The organism is Arthrobacter sp. LAPM80 (assembly GCF_046736435.1).
In the GTDB taxonomy this organism is placed as follows: Bacteria; Actinomycetota; Actinomycetes; order Actinomycetales; family Micrococcaceae; genus Specibacter.
This window is the reverse complement of sequence record NZ_JBCHVD010000001.1, coordinates 308,250-325,306: the sequence shown is the minus strand read 5'-3', so window position 1 is coordinate 325,306 and position 17,057 is coordinate 308,250. Positions and strand designations below refer to the sequence as shown.

Genomic DNA, 17,057 nt, shown 5'->3' with positions numbered 1-17,057 from the left:
CGACGGGGCTAGGGGTGGGAGGGCGGATGTCCGGGATGGCCGCCGTCGTCCTGCCCCGTGTAGCGGTAGAGGCGCGGCGGGCGGTGCTTGCCGCCCTGGAGGAACTCCTCGGTGGCCTCGATGTTGGCTGCCTGCTTGAGCTGGCGGCGGAAGTTGGCGGGATCGACGCTGCGGTTCAGGACCGCCTCGTAGACCTCGCGCACCTGGGCCAGAGTAAATGTCTCACCAAGCAGGTGGTACGCGATGGAGCCGTACTCCATCTTGTTGCGCAGCCGCCACAGGGCATAGTCGACAATCTCGTTGTGGTCGAAGGCGAGGGCCTTCAGGCCGTCGGCGCGGAACCACTTGACGTTCTCGGACTCCCGCGCGAGCTCCGCCTCGGTGGACTGGACGAGCGCCCAGTACACAATCGATACGACCCTTTGGCTGGGTGAACGGTGCAACCCGCCAAAGGCGTAGAGCTGTTCAAGGTAGCTGGGCGCGAGGCCCGTGGTGTCTTGCAGGTTCCTGGCGGCGGCATCCAGCAGGGAATCGGCCTGGGTCAGGGGTCCGCCGGGAAGCGCCCATTCGCCCTTGAACGGCTCGCGGATGCGGCGCACGAGAGGCAGCCACAGGCTGGGCCGGCCACTGTTTTCGCTGGGGCGCAGCGCAAAGATGACGGTGGAAATGGCCAGTTCCGGCGGCAGTGCAAGCCGTTCGCTGATGTTTGCCGCGCTGACGAATGGCGTCCGCTCCATGACCTGCACCCCACTTTCTCAGTTAGAGTCATTTTGACTACAACTAATACTAGGCGTGGGCAGCCGGTGGGGCAAATCAGCCCCTCATCGTGGCCGGGCCCGTGACCCGTGCATGGCCGGATTTGGCTGGGCAATTCCATGGGGGATAATTCTTGGCAGGGGTCACCCTGCTCCACGGCCGGACCGGGCCGGTTCCACGAACGAAGGCCCCCTTTAATGATCACCGAGATTGACACAGCAGCGCCCGCCTCCACCGGCCTGGGCAACTCCCTCAAACAGCGCCAGCTGACCATGATGGGCCTCGGCAGTGCCATTGGCGCAGGGCTCTTCCTTGGCTCGGGTGCCGGGATCAAGGCCGCAGGACCGGCCGTGCTGATCTCCTATCTCGTGGCCGGGACCCTGATCATCCTTGTCATGTGGGCGCTGGGCGAGATGGCTGCCGCCAATCCCAACTCGGGCGCCTTCTCCGTCTACGCGCAAAAGGCCATGGGCAGGGTTGCGGGGGCCACCGTCGGCTGGCTGTGGTGGCTGCAGCTCGTGGTGGTCATTGCCGCCGAGGCCCTTGGCGCCTCCCAGCTGCTCGTGACGATATGGCCTGTCCTGCCGGTGTGGGCGCTGACCTTGATATTCATGGTCTTCTTCACGGCCGTAAACCTGACATCGGTGAAAAACTACGGCGAGTTTGAGTTTTGGTTTGCCTTGCTGAAGGTGTCCGCGATCGTGCTGTTCCTTGTCTTTGGCATCGCCCTGCTGCTGGGCCTTGTCCCCGGCACCACCTCCCCTGGGCTGCGTAATTTCGTCGACCACGGAGGTTTTGCACCCCACGGCATGGCCGGCGTTTCCACGGCGTTGTTCGTTGTGGCCTTCGCCTTTGGCGGCACCGAAATTGTGGCCGTGGCCGCCGCCGAAACAACCGACCCGGCGCGCAGCGTTGCCGCGGCCATCCGCACAGTGGTGTGGCGCATTCTGGTGTTCTACGTGGGCTCCATCTTCGTGATTGCCGCGGTCCTCCCCTGGACCTCGGATGCGCTCCGCTCGCCCTTCGCGGGCGTCATGAACGTGGCAGGCCTGCATTGGGCCGGCACGGCCATCACCCTGGTTGCCGTGGCGGCACTGCTCTCAGCCCTGAACGCCAACCTCTACGGCGCCTCCCGCATGATCTACTCGCTCTCTGAGCGCGGCGAGGCACCCGGGCTTTTCGCCCGCACCAGCCAGCGGCGGGTGCCGGTTCCCGCCGTCGCAATTTCCGTGGCGTTCGGCTTTGTCACTGTGGTCCTTGAAATCCTCTTCCCCGGCACTGTCCTTGATGCCCTGCTGAACCTTGTGGGCTCCACCTGCCTTGTGGTGTGGGGATCGGCACTTATCTCGCAGTTCATCTTGCGCCGCCGGGCCGACAGGGACGGCACCGAGCTGCCGCTGCGCATGCGCGGATTCCCCTACCTGAACATCGCCGGCCTTGTCCTGCTGGCGGCAATTTTCGCCGTCGGCTTCAGCGACCTGGCCGGGCGCACCCAGTTGTTGAGCACCTTTGCCCTTGTGGCTGCGATCGCCATTCTGAGCAGGGCCGGCCATTACATCCAGGACAAGCGCAGCGCGTTGCTGTAGCAGGCCCCGCGGGGGCGCAGTTTTCGCTATTGTTGACGTACGACGGCGGCACTGGCCACCGCGGGAAAGGTTGGGCCATGACTCCCCCCGGCAAGCACACGGCAGCGAAAGCCGAACCGGTCCTGCACGACGTTGAAGGCACCCCACCTGGGCTGAATGCTGAGGTCTTTGAGGCCGGCTCCCCCGCCGCCCTGCCCCCTGTCTGCCTGATCCATGGGTTTGCCTCCTCCATCGAGCTGAACTGGGTCAAAACCGGCTGGGTGAAGGCCCTGAACAATGCCGGGCGCAGGGTCATCAGCGTGGACCTGCCCGGTCACGGCCACAGCACCGCCCCTTACGACCTCGACTCCTACACCCCGGGCAAGATCCGCGCCGACCTGCTGCAGATCATTGTGGATGAGGGCGTCCGTCCGCTCGCCGGTGGGGATCCTGCCAGCGGTGTGGACCTGATTGGCTACTCGCTCGGCTCGCGGCTGGCGTGGGAATTTGGCGCGACCCAGCCTGAACTGGTGCGCAGGATGGTGCTGGGCGGACCCAACCCGCTGGACCCGCTGGCCGACTTCGACCTCGCTGCAGCACAGAACTTCCTCAACGACGGCACGCCCATAGACGACGAGTCGACCGCCTGGCTGCTGAACATGGCACAGACAGTTCCCTCCAATGACATCTTTGCGCTGCTGTCGCTGATCCAGGCCGTGAAGTTGGAGCCCTTCGAACCATCCGATGCGGTGCCGCGTATGCCGATCCTGCTCGTGGCGGGGGAATTGGATGAGCGGGCCCGCAGCATGTCGCGGCTTGCGGAGCTTAGCCCGGATGCGCAGCAGCTTGTCATTGCGGGACGCACGCACAACAACACTGTGACGTCACGTGAATTCAAGGAAGCCGCAATCAGTTTCCTGGCCTGATCGAGGCCGGCTGGCCGCTAGCGTCCCGTTGAAAGCTGGCGCCGCAGGACCACCGCGGCAAGAACACCCAGCAGGAACAGCGCCGAGGCTGCCACGATCGGCACAACGAAGGCTGCTTGGTAGCCGACGCCCTGCGCCAGTGATCCTGCCACCGAGGAACCCAGCGCCGTGCCTGCCACAATGCCGCTGGCAAGGGCCGTCATGACAGTGCCCATCCACTGCGGCGGGGCAACGACGCTGCCGACACTGAAGATTGTCACCATGGCCGGTCCAACGGGCAGCCCCACCAGCAGCAACACCCACACCATCTGTCCCAGTGACGTGGGCGCTAGGAAGACGACGGTCCCTGCAGCCATGAAGCCGGAGGTGAGCACCCAGCGCCACACATGGCTGAACTTCACGGACCAATAGGCAACCGACAGTGCCGTCACCGCCGAACTCGCACCCATGATGGCGTACATAAGGCCCGCCTGGTCCACCGAACCGTGGACACCCGTAAAGGCCGTCAGCGCAGTTTGTGAGGAACCGAAGAAGGCGCCCATGCACAGCATGGCGGCAACTGGGACGGCCACAAGGAACCAGTTGGGCTTCCTGCTGGTCACATAGCCGGCATTGCCCACGGTGCTGCTGGCCGCAGGGCGGGCGCTGACAGCCTGTTCCGTAGGATGCAGCGCAAACAGCGTGACGAGCACAAGCGTCATGGCGGCTGCCAGCACCAGCGGCAGCCAGGGGGCCACGAGTGAGGCAAGCAGTCCCACGAGTGCCGGCCCCAGCACGAAGGTCACTTCATCGGCAGTGCCCTCAAGGGACAGGGCAGTGTCGACGGCGGGCGCCTGCTCCCGCGCCGGCAGCTTCTTGCTCAGCGCCATCCACCGCACGCGCGACAACGGCCCCACCTGCGGTGATGTGGCTCCCGCGAGCAGTGCCGCGGCAAACACCACAAGGGTTGCCCCGTCCGTGGCCTTTGCACCACTGTCGGGCAGCAGGGAGTAGGCGAGGAAAACGACCGACGAGACCAGGATCGCGTTCACCACTGCAGCCACCAGCAGCACGGGCTTTTGGCCCAGCCTGTCGGCCAGGTACCCCGTGACGGGCGCCCCGATGGCCGCGCCGATGCCGATGCAGCCCGCGGCAAATCCGCCAATCGCATAGGAGTTGCTGACCTGGGTGACGAGGGTCAGCACACCAATGGTGAGCATGGCCAGGGGCACCCGGGCAAACACGCCCAGGGGGATGTAGCCCTTCCCTGCCAGCCTGGGCAGCACGGAATAGCGGCCGCCCTTGACGGCAGGGGTGGACACAGGTGCTTCCAGGGACGGCGTGGCGCTCAGCTTCTTTCGTATGTGGGCCCGGACAGGGAGTTTCCTGGGCACGGACCCATCAAGTCTAACCGCCTACGGTGTCTGCGCCCCCGCCATCGTCAGCTCCAGCGTTGAGCCGTGGCGACCCTTGTGCACGTGCAGGTGCAGGGGGATGCGCTGCTTCATTTCGGCCACGTGGCTGACTAGCCCGATCATCCGTCCGCCGTCACGCAATCCTTCAAGGGCGTCCATGACCTGCTCCAGTGATTCCTCATCGAGGCTGCCAAACCCTTCGTCGACAAAGAGCGTCTCAATGTCGAGGCCGCCTGATTCATATTGCACAACATCAGAGAGTCCCAGCGCCAGTGAGAGGGACGCCATGAACGATTCCCCGCCGGACAATGTTGACGTGTCCCGGCTGATGCCCGTCCACCCGTCAACCACCTCGAGGCCGAGCCCTGACTTCCGGTTCCCGGATTTCGCGTCGGTGTGACGCAGCGTGTACCGCGCGTCGCTCATGGTGGCAAGGCGCGCCGACGCCGCCTCGGCAACTTGTTCAAGGCGCGCAGCCAGGACGTAGCTTGTCAGCGTCATCTTCAACTTGTTCTCGCCCAGTCCCCGCACTGCGTCGGCGAGCCCTGCCAGCAAATCGGCCCGCTCACGCAGTGGCCCCACGTCCGCCTCCAGTGCTGCGAAAGCTTTTTCGGATTCGGCGAGCTGTGCGGCGGCCGACCTGGCCAGCCCCAGCACCAGCGCATCCGCCTTGGCCCGGGTTGCGGCGTCCTTGGCGTCAAGCCCCATGACCGTCAGGTCCGCTGCAGTGGGAACCCCAACGCCGGCGTCCACCTCCGCCTGCGCGGCAACGGCCTCGGGCGCGGCCAGCCTGTCGGCGTTGACGGCGAGCGCCCTTGCATGGTCCTTGATGTCCTTGTCCAAGGCAGCGGCAGCCGTCGGTGTCAGTAGCGCATCGTGCACCTGGGCCACGCCCTCAAACGGGGAGTCCGCGAGCGCCTGCACCAGGGCCGTGGCGGCCTCCTCGGCGGCCCCGACCGCCGTCGTTCGCTGGCGCACGGCATGGAGCAGGGCCTCCCCGGGCACCTGCGCCTGCGTGAGTGCCGTGCGGCGGGCAGCCAACGACGCGTAGCCGTCCCGGGCCCGTGTGAGGTGCTCCCCCAGCTCGGTGATTTCCTGCGCGAGTGCGGTGTTGGCTGCGCGCACTGAAGCAGCCTGGCGCGTTGCCTCGACGACACCCGCCTGCGCCAGCGCCTTGCGATCTTGGAGATCCGCCGCCTCGGCTGTCAGCGCCGCCAGCTCTGCAACGGCCGCCGCGGCCTGCCCATGGGCCAAATCCTTAAGCACGACGGCGTCCCTCGCCGCCTGGAGGTCGCCGGCTCCCCCACGTTCGGCCAGGACTGCGAGACTGTTCCTTGCCTCGGCCAGCTTGGTCCTTGCGGTTTCGGCCAGGGTTTCCGCTGAGTCGAAGGCCTTCTTGGCGGCCTTTTCGGCCTTCACGAGGTCGGCCCCGGTGCTGGCCAGGGGCGAAGGCTCCGGGTGGACGGTGCTGCCGCACACCTGGCATGGTTCCCCGTCGACCAGGTGGGCGGCAAGCTCGCCAGCGGCCTGGCTGAGCCTGGTGTTGAACGCGTCAAGCCAGCCCTCCTTGGCCTCAAGCGCCCTTACCCTGGCCTGGTTCTCCGCACTTGACAGTGCCGTCACCGCAGCCGCCTGCGATTGGTGCTCCTCGATGGCGGTGACAAGCTGCACTGCCTGTGCTGCGCTGGTGGCGGCGTGTTCCACATTCAGGCCGGCCCTGTGCAGTTCATCCTGCCGGGCCTGCACCTCGGCCAGGCGGAGCGTGGCGGCCAAGAGGGAGGCGGCATGACTTTCCTCCCGTAGGAGCGCCTGCGCCAGCTCGTCTTCATTGGTGGCGTGTGCCGCTTGCTTGCGGCTGTGCCTGGCTTCATCGGGAAGGGCTGCATCGACTGCCGCGATGCGCGTGGTTAGCTCGGTGCCGAGTCGCTCAAGGTCGGGTTCGCCTGCTTGGTCAGCGGCACTGCCAAGGATGGCGGATGCCAGCTCGTTGCCGTCGACGGCCGACGCGGCCACCGCGACCCGGGCACGCGCCTGCTGTGCCGCCTTTGACGACTTCTCCGCTGCGGCCACCACGGCTGCGATGACCTGTGCACTGTGGTGCTGCTTCTGGTCTCGGCGCCATTGGCTGGCCTGGTCTTCGAGTTCGGCAAGCCTGGCCTGTTCGGCCAGTGCCGATTCAAGCCCCTGGTGCCGGCTGCGGCGCTTGTCGGCGTCGGCAAGCGCCTGCGCCACAGCCTCGGAATGCAGTTGGGAGGCGTCGGCCCGCTGCGCGGCACTCCCCACGGCCTGGGCAACGGTGTTCGTGAGCCACCCGAAAAGCTCAAGTCCGTGCAGGCCTTGATCGTCCGGCTGGCCGCCCTCCGTGTCCCCTGCGCTGTCGGGACCGGAACCCTTGTCGGTTGCGTTCTGGTCGGCCTCGTCCTGGTCTGCGACGACTTTGGCATGGGTGGCAAGAACGGGCGCAGCCTGGCTGCGGCCCAGTTGTTCAATGGCGGCCAGCTCGGCCAATCCGGCAGCGACGGCGGCCTGGGCCACCTTTGAATCGGCGGCGAGGCGGGTCTCGAGGTCCTTGTAAATATCTGTGCCAAAAAGCTTTTGCAGCAGGCTCTGGCGCTCCTCGGCCGTCGCCCGGAGGAAGGCGGCGAAATCACCCTGGGCGAGCAGCACGACCTTGGTGAACTGGGCCATGTTCATGCCCAGCAGCTCCTGGATCTCGGCTGCGGCCTCATCGTTGCGTGTCGACTTCACCTCCCATCCGTCGGCGGTCCGCTCCTTCAGGTGCGTGCTTGCCTGTTCCTTGGTGAGACCGCCTCCGCGCTTGGCAGGGCGCATCCACTCCGGGCTGCGCCGCACCTCCAGGCGCCTTCCGCCTGCGCTGAACTCACACACCACCTCGGGGCCCACACCCTCGGCTGCGTGGTGGCTGCGCAATTGTGCCTGGGCACCCTGGCGCGCGCCGGGCACCCTGCCATACAGTGCGTAGGCGATGGCATCAAGGACGCTGGTCTTGCCGGCGCCGGTTGATCCATTGAGCAGGAACAGCCCCTGGGCGCCAAGCGTGTCAAAGTCGACAATTTCACGCCCGGCGAAGGGGCCAAAAGCCTGGATTTCCAGCCGGTGGATCCTCACAGTGATGCCTCCTGTTCCCGCACGCCGGCCAGGGCCTCGCGCAAAACCTGTTGTTCGTCGTCGTTCGCGCCGCGTTCACGCACATGGTCAAGGAAGCCGCAGCACAGCTCCAGCTCGTCGGCGGCCTTGGCCAGGCGCGCACCGTAGCTTTGTTTGTCGGACGCACGCGCGGTTTCGGGCTCAAACATGAGCACCAGCGTGTTCGGGAACCTGGTCCGCAGCCGTTCCATGGCCAGCGCCGGGCGGTCGTTGTCGGTGAGCGTGATTTGGCAGTAATTGTCCTCGGCAAAGGCCCATTGTTCGGACTGCAGCAGGTCATCAAGTTTCCCCGTCAGGACGCTCAGGGCTCGTTCGGGTGCCCAGTCAACCTTTTCAACGCCCACCAGGCCGTCTTCGGTGATTTCGACCAGCCATGCACCTTTGATGTGCCTGGCCTCGGAGAATGAATAATGCAGCGGGGAACCGGAGTAACGCACCGTTTCGCTCAACTTCTGCGGCCCGTGGAGGTGGCCAAGGGCGGTGTAGGTGAACGGGTCAAACAGGTCAAGCGGAACGGCGCCGACTCCACCGACCGACAATTCACGTTCACTTGAGGAGGTGAGGCCGCCACTGGCGAAGGTGTGGGCCAGCACAACCGATGCCGTTCCGGGCGCACGGGTGGCCAGGTCCGCGGAAATGAGTTTCACGGCAGCCTCGGTGACGCTGAAGTGGGTGCCGTTTTCGACGCCGAAGTCCTCGGCGACAAGCCGTGGTTCAAGGAAGGGGATGCCGTAGATGGCAAGCAGGGGGCCGTCGCCGGCGGCCTTGTCGGATGCGGGGCCGTTGAGTGGCAGCAGGACGGGGATTGCCAGGTCTGCCAGCCGTGTCCGCAGGTGCACTCCTGCGCGTTCAAGCAGGCGCCCGCCAAAGCCAAGCCGTGTGGCGGAGTCGTGGTTGCCGCTGGTGATGACCACCTGAACTCCGGCCTCGTTGAGCCTGGCAAGGATGTCGTCAAAGAGGTTGACGACGTCAACGCCTGGCAGTGCGCGGTCGTAGACGTCGCCGGCCACCAGGACGACGTCGACCTTTTCGGCGGTGACTGTGTCAAGAAGCTGGTCGGCAAAGCGCCGTTGGGCCGCCAGCGTGCCGACTCCGTGGAACGATCTGCCCAAATGCCAATCCGATGTGTGCAGTAACTTCATGCCTCAACGCTAGCGGAGGCCACGGACATTCAAGGACCGGATGTCGTTGCAGCCGTGCACGACGCGTTGCCGCAGGGGACTCAGGTGCCTTAGCGGCGGGGTGTTTCCACTGTCAGGGATTCGACGGCGGCGACGTTGGCCAGCCTTGTGCCGTAGGCGATGGACACCACCAGCAGCGCGCAAGCCAGCACCACCATGATCATTTGGGTGCCTGGCGCGTCAAGGAAGAGCAGCCCGGCCAGTGAAATGGCGGCCGCGGCAATGCCGCTGACCCACATGGGCTGGACGGTGACGGCGTGCCCCGCCTTCCAGGCATCGGCGCTGGCCATGGTCTTGGCCGTGCGGATCCCGACCAGGGGGTTGACCTTGATCCGTCCCCTCGCACATGCCTGGTTCAGCGCTGGTATCCCCAGGGAGCAGGCGGCCAGAAGCAGGAGGGAGAAGATCAGCATTGGTTAAGCCTACCCGTTAACGCGTACGGCCCGCGGCCGGCAGGCAACGGTTTCCCGTGCGTGCCGGCCTCCAGCTGTGGGCCGGGCGGTGGAACGAAGGTTACTTGCCGGGGCCGTCGAAGAAGGACTTGGCATCATCGGATGCCGCGACGGGCTTGGCGGGTGCTGCGCCCTGATCATCGTCATCGTCCTCATCCTCATCCGATGCGTCGCCCGCTTCCACGGGGTCCTTCGCCAAGGTTGCCGACGACGCAACGGCGACCGGAGCCGGGGCGGGGGTACCGGCGTCGTGAGTCAGCTCGGCACCATCGGCATGCACTGAAGGTGAGAACGCGCGGAAGATCGCTGCGGCCAGGGCTGCACCGACCAGCGGGGCGAGCCAGAACAGCCAGAGCTGCCCGGCGGCCCAGGACTCGGCGAGGAACACAATGGACGTGGCGCGGGCCGGGTTCAGCGAACCGTTGCTCAGCGGCATGGTGATGCCAACGGCGACGGCAAAGGCGAGGCCGATGGCAACGGGGCCAAGGGATGTCTTGTTCCGGGGCGAGGTCACGCCAAGGATCATCGCCGTCAGCAGTGCGACGAGAACAATTTCAACGATCAACACGCCAACCATGGGCACCTGCGAGGGTGAATGGGAGTCAAAGCCGTTGGCGAGGGCGCCGAAGAGCTTTGCGGTGTCCGGGGTGGCACCTGCAGGCATGACCTTCATCATGGCCAGCCACACAACCGAGGCCAGGAGGGCGCCGACAGTCTGGGCAACGATGTACAGCACCATGGCCGAGTACTTCAACCGGCCCGCGACGGCCATGCCGAGGGAGAATGCCGGGTTGAAGTAGCCGTTGGTGATGTGGCCGAAGGAAATGATGGCGGCAACCATGGCCAAACCGTAGGCGAAGCCGACGGTGGTGCCCGAGCCTGAGGCGCTGAACAACGCCGTGCCAAGTCCCGCCAGCACGATGAAGAAGCTGCCCAGGCCCTCAATGGCAACACGGATGCTGAGCGGATAGGCCTGCACCGGGGCCGTGGCCGTTCCGGATGAAGTCATGGTGTGTGGATCCTTCGGTAGGAAAACGAAAAAAGTCATGGGTGCCGGGGGCGCAGCGTGGCTCCGCCGACCTAAAAACCCAGGGCCAGGGCGCACATGGTGGCCACGGCCAGAGCCACTATAGCGGCCGATGCTGTGCGTAACATAAGAGCCCCGGGGGCAATGCCGGAGCTGTGCCCCAGCACTCCTACACCGGCGTGGAGCGTTCGGATGCGCAGGATGGCGCAGGCCACAAGGACCACGGTTGTCAGGGACGCGACCATGACGCACACGCCCAGGGCAATGACGTGCGCCGAGTGGCCCTCGGTGAACAATCCGTCGGTGTTTCTCTGCGAGCCAGCCCGTCCGAGGGCATGGAACCAGCCGCGCCAGATGAGGATGTCGGCGATGACGGCGCTCATGATGGTGCGCCGCCACGCCAGGGCCGTGCGCTCGGGCTGCAACCCGGGATCCCGCGAAGGAGCGGGGCCGGCCTCCTCGGTGCCTTCGCCCACGTCAGGGACGGACCAGGATCAGCACCGCAAAGACAAGCGCGGCCAGCGAGACAACAACAGTCATGCCCAGCATGAGCCAGGAATGCGGCAGTTCTTCGTCGTTGCGCATGGCCTGCTCCTGGTGCGCCCAGCGCCTGTAGCTGACGATGGCAAGGACGCCGCCGATCAGGGCCAGCATCATGCACAGCACGATCCGCACCACCGGAGGGGCGATCTCAGGGGCCAGTTGGTCAATGGCGACGGCGCCGGCGAGCAGAGCCAGGGCGGTGCGGACCCAGGCCAGGAACGTACGCTCGTTGGCCAATGAAAAGCGGTAGTCGGGGGTCTTGCCCGTCTCTCGCCAAGCCGGTCCGCGCATGGGTCTCCTCATCATGGTGGGGGTGGTTGTCCAGCTTCGATTCTACCGGGCACGGCAAAGTCGGCGCGGACAGCTCAGGAAACGGTAAATTGGATCCATGACCAACACATCAGGGCCCGTCAACACTCCCCCGGCCGACTTTGCCACCCGCGTCCAGGGCACGCTCATGGGCGGCGCACTGGGCGACGCCTTCGGATACCTCGTGGAGTTTGATTCGCTCGTGACGATCGAAGCCGCCTACGGCCCGTCGCTCCTGGTTGATCTGTCCCAGGCCGGCCGCACCCCGCACTTTTCCGACGACACCCAGATGATGCTGTACACCCTTGACGGCCTGCTGGATGTGCTGGAATGGGCCAACGACGGCATCAGCTCCGACATCAACGCCTGCCAGTGGCTTGCCTACCTGCGCTGGCTCAAGACCCAGGGCATCCCCACAGCGGAGCACGCCCCCGAGCAGCCCCCGCGCTGGATCGACCGCCAGAGCGTCCTGCACCACCAGCGGCACCCCGGCAATGCCTGCATCACGGGCCTGGCCACGGGCGAGATGGGCACCGTTTTCCGTCCCGTGAACCCCGATTCCAAGGGTTGTGGAACCGTCATGCGGTCGGCCCCCTACGGCCTGCTGCCCAATGTCGACACCGAAACCGTGTACAAGATCAGCTCGGATGCGGCCTCGCTGACCCACGGCCACCCCTCGGCCAGGCAGTCGTCTGCGGCCTTCAGCTGGCTCATCCATGGGCTGGCGATCCGCGGCCTGCCGCTGCGTGCAGCCGCGGAATCCGCAAGGGACCGCGCAGCTGCCGAGCCCGGCGCCGATGCCGATCTGATGTCCCGCCTTGAGTCTGCACTGACCCTGTCCGCGCACGACGGCGAACCCCTATCCGGCGATGCGCTCACCGGGGCGCTGGGGCTGGGCTGGGTTGCCGAGGAGGCCCTCGCAGTCGCGCTTTACTGCGTGCTCGCCACGACCAACGGCGCAGTGTCCGCTGTTGACCATTTCCTTAAAGCCATCCGGCTTGCCGCCAACCACAGCGGCGACAGCGATTCCACGGCATCCATTGCCGGGAACATCCTTGGCGCGTTGTACGGCGAGGCCGCACTGCCGCCGTCGTGGTTGACAATGTCAGAGGCACCACAGCTGATCCGCCGCCTGGGCGCCGAGTTCATCCGGCTCACGACAGGGGAATAGCCTGGCCCTTCCGCAGGCCCACGTTGGCGCATTCCTCGCAGATGCCGGCGGGGATGAGCCCGCGGCGCGCCAGGAAGCCGAAGATGATGCAGCCCAGGCACAGCCCGAGGAAGGCCTCAAGGGCAGCAGCCAGCACCAGCAGGACCATGAGCGTCCAGCCGGCCAGCGCGGCGCCGGACAGCAGCAGCCCGAAGGCCGTGGTGGACAGGACGGCCCCGATCCCTTGGGCGAAGCGCTTCGGCGGGCCGGGGACAAGTTTGGGCTCACCCATGAGCGGGGCAAGCACCTTCACCGATAGCAGGGCGGCCGGGGAGACCCGTGGGCCGAATGCCAGGCGCAGCACAAACCCTGCGGCGATGACGCCGACGAGCCAGACCTGTGTTGCCACAAGGGCCGCCAGTGTCAGCACAACAACAATGCCCGCGGTGATCCGTGCGGCGTGGTCGTTGACGGGGTTGGGGAACGCGAAGAAGCGACCCAGCCGCCCGGGCCTGGCTGCGCCGGTGGGAGCGGCTCCTGTCAGGCCTGCATCGGTCAGGGGCAGGCGGATCAGGTCGGTGGCGTCTGTGATGCCGGCACGCTGGGTCATAGGCCCACAGTAGGACCGTGCACTGGCGCTCCGAAAGGTTTGTTGCGCCCCGTGACGGGATCGGCGCCGGACTCCCGGCACCATGACGTCGAAACGGACATCCGCTGCCGATATATCACCAGCGGATGTCCGTTTCGGGGTCCTAGCCGACCATTTGCATGAATTCGCCCTCGGAGAGCACCTCGATGCCCTGTCCGCGGCGCTGCAGTTCAAGCACACGCGCGGCCTTGGACGTGAGCCGGCCGCTGCGCAGGTCCGTGGCCGTGAAGCCGCTGCCCACCACCAGGACGGTGGTTTTCAGGGTGACGCTGCTGGCGCACTGCGCGCCGTGGACGGCCGCGCGGCTCTTGGCCTCGGGCCGACCCAGGGCGAGGTCGCCGGTAAAGACAATCGTCTGCCCGAACAGGGGGTGGGAGATGTCTGCATGGGCGTTCGGGACGGGATTGGGGCCCTCGCTCGACCAGCTGGAACGGCGTCCGGGGGCCGTCCCGTTGGCAAGTCCAGCCTTCATTTCGGCCATCTTTTCAAGGGCCGAGCGCGTTGCCTTGGACATCTCGTCGGTGTCGGGGTTGTAGGCGTCGACGTGCGGCATGGCCAGCTTCATGGAATCAAACACGCCGCGCACCGAGGCGACGTTATGCTTGGCGGCGATGTCGACCATGATCCCGGCACAGGCGCGGGCGTCCTCGGTCGCATCGTGGTGGTGGAGCAGCGGCACGCCAGCAGCCTCGGCCACAAACGGCAGCGAGTACGACGGCAGCGAATAGTTCTTGCGCGAGAGCACCACGGTGCAGGCGTAGTCGAACGCCGGGGCGCGCATCCCCGAGACCTCGGCGGCAGAGCGGATCACGCCGACGTCAAATGCGGCGTTGTGCGCAACAAGTGCGTCCGTGCCGATAAAGGCGTGCACCTCGGGGAACACGTCGCGGAAGCGCGGGGCGGTTGCGACGTCGTCGGGGGTGATCCCATGGATCGTGATGTTGCGCGAGTCGAAGTGATCGTGCCCCTCCGGCGGGCGCATGATCCAATACCCCTCGTCGACGACCACCCCGCCACGGACCTTTGTAAGACCCACGGAGCAGGGTGAGCCCCTAAATCCGTTGGCGGTTTCGAAGTCGATTGCAGTAAAGTCCAGAGCCACGTTCCAAGGCTACCCCTCCGCGCCGGCACCGGCTGCAGAAGGTGAGCGTCCCCACCCCCTCACGGCACGTGACATACGACGGCGGCAGGCGGGGTTGGCGAAGGTGCGCGTCAGCGACTGGATACCCAGGCACGTCCAGTTGCTGGTGCGCTGCTTGTGCAGCATGGTGCGGCGAAGGGCTCGACGGTTGCGGCCTTTCCGGCAATAATGATGGCCGAACCGCGGATGTACTCGGCGTCGTCGTCGAGCAGGTGGTCGTAAAAGAGTTGACGCGCGGCGGCCGAAAGCTGGCCGCGGGAGAGCTTCTTGATCCGGCTAATCTCCCTTTCATTTTTGTAGGGGTTCTCCCCCGAGATCTCCACGTCTCCCGAGCTGGCAAAGCCCTGCATCGTCATGATCGACATCAACGTTCTCTTGCCGGCGCCGTTGCGTCGAGCGCCGTCACGTCGAGCGCCGTCACGTCAAGGGCAAGCGGCCTGACGAATTACTAGTAACAACCCTCCCGTCGCCGTCCTACTAGGACGGCGTGGGCTTCGGTGGCGACAAACATGCCTATTCCCGGGAGCTTTCTTTCAGAGAGGTGCCGTACGCTTGGACGGTGATACTTTCTGCCTTGAGCGATTTCGCCCTGCCCGCACTCATGGGTCACGGCCCATCCCCAACTCTAAGCATCCTGCCCGATTGGCTGGACCCCCAGGTGATCCTGGGCAACCAGGCCATCGGCTTCTGGGTCGTCGTCATTGCCTGCGCCATCATCTTTGCCGAAACCGGCCTCCTTGTCGGCTTCTTCCTCCCCGGGGACTCCCTGCTGTTCACGGCGGGACTGCTCGTAAGCACGGGCCAGATGCCCATCAACATTTGGGTCCTGACGGGCCTGCTGATCGTCTGTGCGTTCGTCGGCAACCAGGTCGGCTACCTGATTGGCGCGAAGGCCGGGCCCGCGATCTTCAACAAGCCCGACTCCAAGCTGTTCAAGAAGGACCACGTCGAGCACGCCCACGCCTTCTTCGAAAAGCATGGCGGCAAGGCCCTGATCCTGGCCCGATTCGTCCCGATCGTGCGCACCTTCGTGCCTGTCATCGTTGGCGTTGCACGCATGAACATGCGCCACTTCGTGATCTTCAACGCCATCGGCGCCGTGCTGTGGGCTGGCGGCGTGACGCTGCTCGGTTACGTCTTGGGCGACCGTTTCCCCTGGGTGCAAAAGAACCTTGACATCATCTTCATCCTGATCGTGCTGGCGTCGGTGGTACCGATCGTCGTCGAGTTCACCAAGGCTTTCCTTTCCAGCCGCAAGGCCAAGAAGTCCTAACCCTTACCTTAACCAACGACGGCGACCCACGGCTTGAGAGCCGGGGGTCGCCTTCTGTTTGTGGGCCGGATTAAGAGAGGGCCTTCACAATGTGCGGCAGGAGTGCCCTGAAGGCGTTGCCGCGGTGGCTGATGGCGTTCTTCTCCGCGGAGCTCAGCTCGGCGCAGGAGACCTCAAGGCCCATGGGCGCCAGGATGGGGTCGTAGCCGAAGCCGCCCTCTCCCCGAGGCGCCGCCAGCAGGGTCCCCTCAAGGGTTCCTTCCTCCACCACGTCAAGGGATCCGTCGGCGTTGGCCAGGGCCGCAGCACAGACAAAGCGGGCGCCGCGGTTCTCCGGGCCAATATCAGAGAGCTGGGCCAGGAGGAGGTCGAGGTTGGCCGCATCGTCGCCATGTTTGCCGGCCCAGCGGGCCGAGAAGATGCCCGGCGCTCCCCCGAGCACGTCCACGGCCAGGCCGGAGTCGTCAGCAATGGCAAGGACCCCACTGAACCGGGCCACGGCGTGGGCCTTCAGCCGCGCGTTGGCCGCGAAGGTGACCCCTGTTTCGGCGACGTCCGGCGCCTGGATCGCTGCGGCGTCGACCACGTCGTTGTCCACATCCAGTCCGGGCACCTGGCCGCGCAACAGCTCACGGAGCTCACGCAGCTTGCCCTGGTTGTGGGTTGCCAACACCAGCTTGGGTGTGGTCATTACGCGCTGAGGGTTTCGCGCTGGATCTGGGCGAGCTCGGTGGTGCCGATCAGGGCCAGGTCCAGGAGCTTGTTCAGCTCATCGCGGTCGAACGGTGCGCCTTCGGCAGTGCCCTGGACCTCGACGAACTTGCCCGATCCGGTGACAACGACGTTCATGTCTGTCTCCGCGCGCACGTCTTCCACGTAGGGCAGATCCAGCATGGGGACGCCGTCGATGATCCCAACGGAGATGGCCGAGACGGTGTCGATGAGCGGCTGGGCGTTCTTGGCGATCAGCTTGTTTTCCTTGGCGTACGCGATGGCGTCGGCCAGGGCAACGTAGGCGCCGGTGATCGCGGCGGTGCGGGTGCCGCCGTCGGCCTGGAGGACGTCACAGTCCAGGACGATGGTGTTCTCGCCTAAGGCCTTGGTATCGATGATGGAGCGCAGTGAGCGGCCAATGAGACGGGAGATCTCGTGGGTGCGGCCGCCGATCTTGCCCTTGACGGATTCGCGGGAGTTGCGGGTGTTCGTGGCGCGGGGCAGCATCGCGTATTCGGCCGTGACCCAGCCTGTGCCTTCGCCCTTGAGCCAGCGGGGGACGCCGGGGGTTAGGGAGGCGGTGCAGAGCACGCGGGTGTTGCCGAACTCGATCAGGGCCGAACCTTCGGCCTGTTTGGACCAGCCGCGGGTGATGGTGATGTCGCGGAGCTGGTCGTTGGTGCGCCCGTCGGCGCGCAGTGTTTCGCTTGTAGTCATGGGCTAAGCCTATCGGGCGGGGGGCCACGGGCGAGCGGAGCGAGGTCGGGGAGCCCGGTAGGCGCTATCGGGCGGGGGGCCACGGGCGAGCG

At 65.9% G+C, this 17,057-nt stretch carries 17 protein-coding genes; 4 read left to right on the top strand and 13 right to left on the bottom strand.

Annotated features, from left to right (window positions below):
* Positions 1 to 8 precede the first annotated feature (8 nt).
* Positions 9 to 737 (bottom strand): NUDIX hydrolase, encoded by a 729-nt coding sequence (locus tag AAGW05_RS01485; protein ID WP_411802688.1) that lies wholly within the window; start codon positions 735 to 737, stop codon positions 9 to 11.
* A 219-nt stretch (positions 738 to 956) separates the two neighbouring features.
* Here AAGW05_RS01485 and AAGW05_RS01480 point away from each other — a divergent pair, with 219 nt between their 5' ends.
* The gene (locus AAGW05_RS01480) at positions 957 to 2,342 is read left to right on the top strand and encodes an amino acid permease (RefSeq protein WP_411802848.1); all 1,386 of its coding nucleotides are present in this window, start codon (positions 957 to 959) and stop codon (positions 2,340 to 2,342) included.
* A gap of 77 nt (positions 2,343 to 2,419) precedes the next feature.
* Positions 2,420 to 3,247, top strand: a complete 828-nt coding sequence (locus AAGW05_RS01475; protein WP_411802687.1) for an alpha/beta fold hydrolase — start codon at positions 2,420 to 2,422, stop codon at positions 3,245 to 3,247.
* Between the two features lie 17 nt (positions 3,248 to 3,264).
* On the opposite strand, the gene AAGW05_RS01470 is transcribed toward AAGW05_RS01475, so the two are convergent.
* The 7 genes from AAGW05_RS01470 to AAGW05_RS01440 all read right to left on the bottom strand — a co-directional run bounded on the left by AAGW05_RS01470 (position 3,265) and on the right by AAGW05_RS01440 (position 11,303).
* Positions 3,265 to 4,620, bottom strand: a complete 1,356-nt coding sequence (locus AAGW05_RS01470; protein WP_411802686.1) for an MFS transporter — start codon at positions 4,618 to 4,620, stop codon at positions 3,265 to 3,267.
* A 21-nt stretch (positions 4,621 to 4,641) separates the two neighbouring features.
* Positions 4,642 to 7,770, bottom strand: a complete 3,129-nt coding sequence (locus tag AAGW05_RS01465; RefSeq protein ID WP_411802685.1) for an AAA family ATPase — start codon at positions 7,768 to 7,770, stop codon at positions 4,642 to 4,644.
* Positions 7,767 to 8,951: an exonuclease SbcCD subunit D gene (locus tag AAGW05_RS01460; protein WP_411802684.1), complete on the bottom strand. Its 1,185-nt coding sequence runs from the start codon at positions 8,949 to 8,951 to the stop codon at positions 7,767 to 7,769. The genes AAGW05_RS01465 and AAGW05_RS01460 overlap by 4 nt, the downstream gene beginning before the upstream one ends.
* Before the next feature lie 89 nt (positions 8,952 to 9,040).
* Positions 9,041 to 9,403, bottom strand: a complete 363-nt coding sequence (locus AAGW05_RS01455; RefSeq protein ID WP_411802683.1) for an SdpI family protein — start codon at positions 9,401 to 9,403, stop codon at positions 9,041 to 9,043.
* A 100-nt stretch (positions 9,404 to 9,503) separates the two neighbouring features.
* Complete coding sequence (locus AAGW05_RS01450) at positions 9,504 to 10,451, bottom strand: aquaporin (RefSeq protein WP_411802682.1); 948 nt, start codon at positions 10,449 to 10,451, stop codon at positions 9,504 to 9,506.
* Between the two features lie 71 nt (positions 10,452 to 10,522).
* Positions 10,523 to 10,945, bottom strand: coding sequence for a DUF202 domain-containing protein (locus tag AAGW05_RS01445; protein ID WP_411802681.1), 423 nt, complete (start codon positions 10,943 to 10,945; stop codon positions 10,523 to 10,525).
* Between the two features lies 1 nt (position 10,946).
* On the bottom strand, positions 10,947 to 11,303 hold the full coding sequence (locus AAGW05_RS01440; RefSeq protein ID WP_411802680.1) for a YidH family protein: 357 nt from the start codon (positions 11,301 to 11,303) through the stop codon (positions 10,947 to 10,949).
* A gap of 97 nt (positions 11,304 to 11,400) precedes the next feature.
* Between AAGW05_RS01440 and AAGW05_RS01435 the strand changes: the two genes are divergently transcribed.
* A complete protein-coding gene (locus AAGW05_RS01435) occupies positions 11,401 to 12,492 on the top strand; it encodes an ADP-ribosylglycohydrolase family protein (RefSeq protein WP_411802679.1) in 1,092 nt (363 codons plus the stop codon).
* Here AAGW05_RS01435 and AAGW05_RS01430 read toward each other — a convergent pair.
* The 3 genes from AAGW05_RS01430 to AAGW05_RS01420 form a co-directional block, all read right to left on the bottom strand.
* Entirely contained in the window at positions 12,476 to 13,081 is a 606-nt protein-coding gene (locus tag AAGW05_RS01430; RefSeq protein ID WP_411802678.1) for a DUF4395 domain-containing protein, read from the bottom strand. The genes AAGW05_RS01435 and AAGW05_RS01430 overlap by 17 nt on opposite strands.
* 142 nt (positions 13,082 to 13,223) lie before the next feature.
* Positions 13,224 to 14,222: an exonuclease domain-containing protein gene (locus tag AAGW05_RS01425; protein ID WP_411802677.1), complete on the bottom strand. Its 999-nt coding sequence runs from the start codon at positions 14,220 to 14,222 to the stop codon at positions 13,224 to 13,226.
* 110 nt (positions 14,223 to 14,332) lie between these two features.
* The gene (locus AAGW05_RS01420) at positions 14,333 to 14,626 is read right to left on the bottom strand and encodes a hypothetical protein (protein ID WP_411802676.1); all 294 of its coding nucleotides are present in this window, start codon (positions 14,624 to 14,626) and stop codon (positions 14,333 to 14,335) included.
* A 209-nt stretch (positions 14,627 to 14,835) separates the two neighbouring features.
* Here AAGW05_RS01420 and AAGW05_RS01415 point away from each other — a divergent pair, with 209 nt between their 5' ends.
* Positions 14,836 to 15,534, top strand: coding sequence for a VTT domain-containing protein (locus tag AAGW05_RS01415; protein WP_411802675.1), 699 nt, complete (start codon positions 14,836 to 14,838; stop codon positions 15,532 to 15,534).
* Positions 15,535 to 15,604: 70 nt separating this feature from the next.
* On the opposite strand, the gene rdgB is transcribed toward AAGW05_RS01415, so the two are convergent.
* Both rdgB and rph read right to left on the bottom strand, forming a co-directional pair.
* The gene (rdgB, locus tag AAGW05_RS01410) at positions 15,605 to 16,225 is read right to left on the bottom strand and encodes an RdgB/HAM1 family non-canonical purine NTP pyrophosphatase (protein WP_411802674.1); all 621 of its coding nucleotides are present in this window, start codon (positions 16,223 to 16,225) and stop codon (positions 15,605 to 15,607) included.
* Positions 16,225 to 16,965, bottom strand: coding sequence for a ribonuclease PH (gene rph / locus AAGW05_RS01405; protein WP_411802673.1), 741 nt, complete (start codon positions 16,963 to 16,965; stop codon positions 16,225 to 16,227). Before rph ends, rdgB begins: the two co-directional genes overlap by 1 nt.
* Positions 16,966 to 17,057 lie beyond the last annotated feature (92 nt).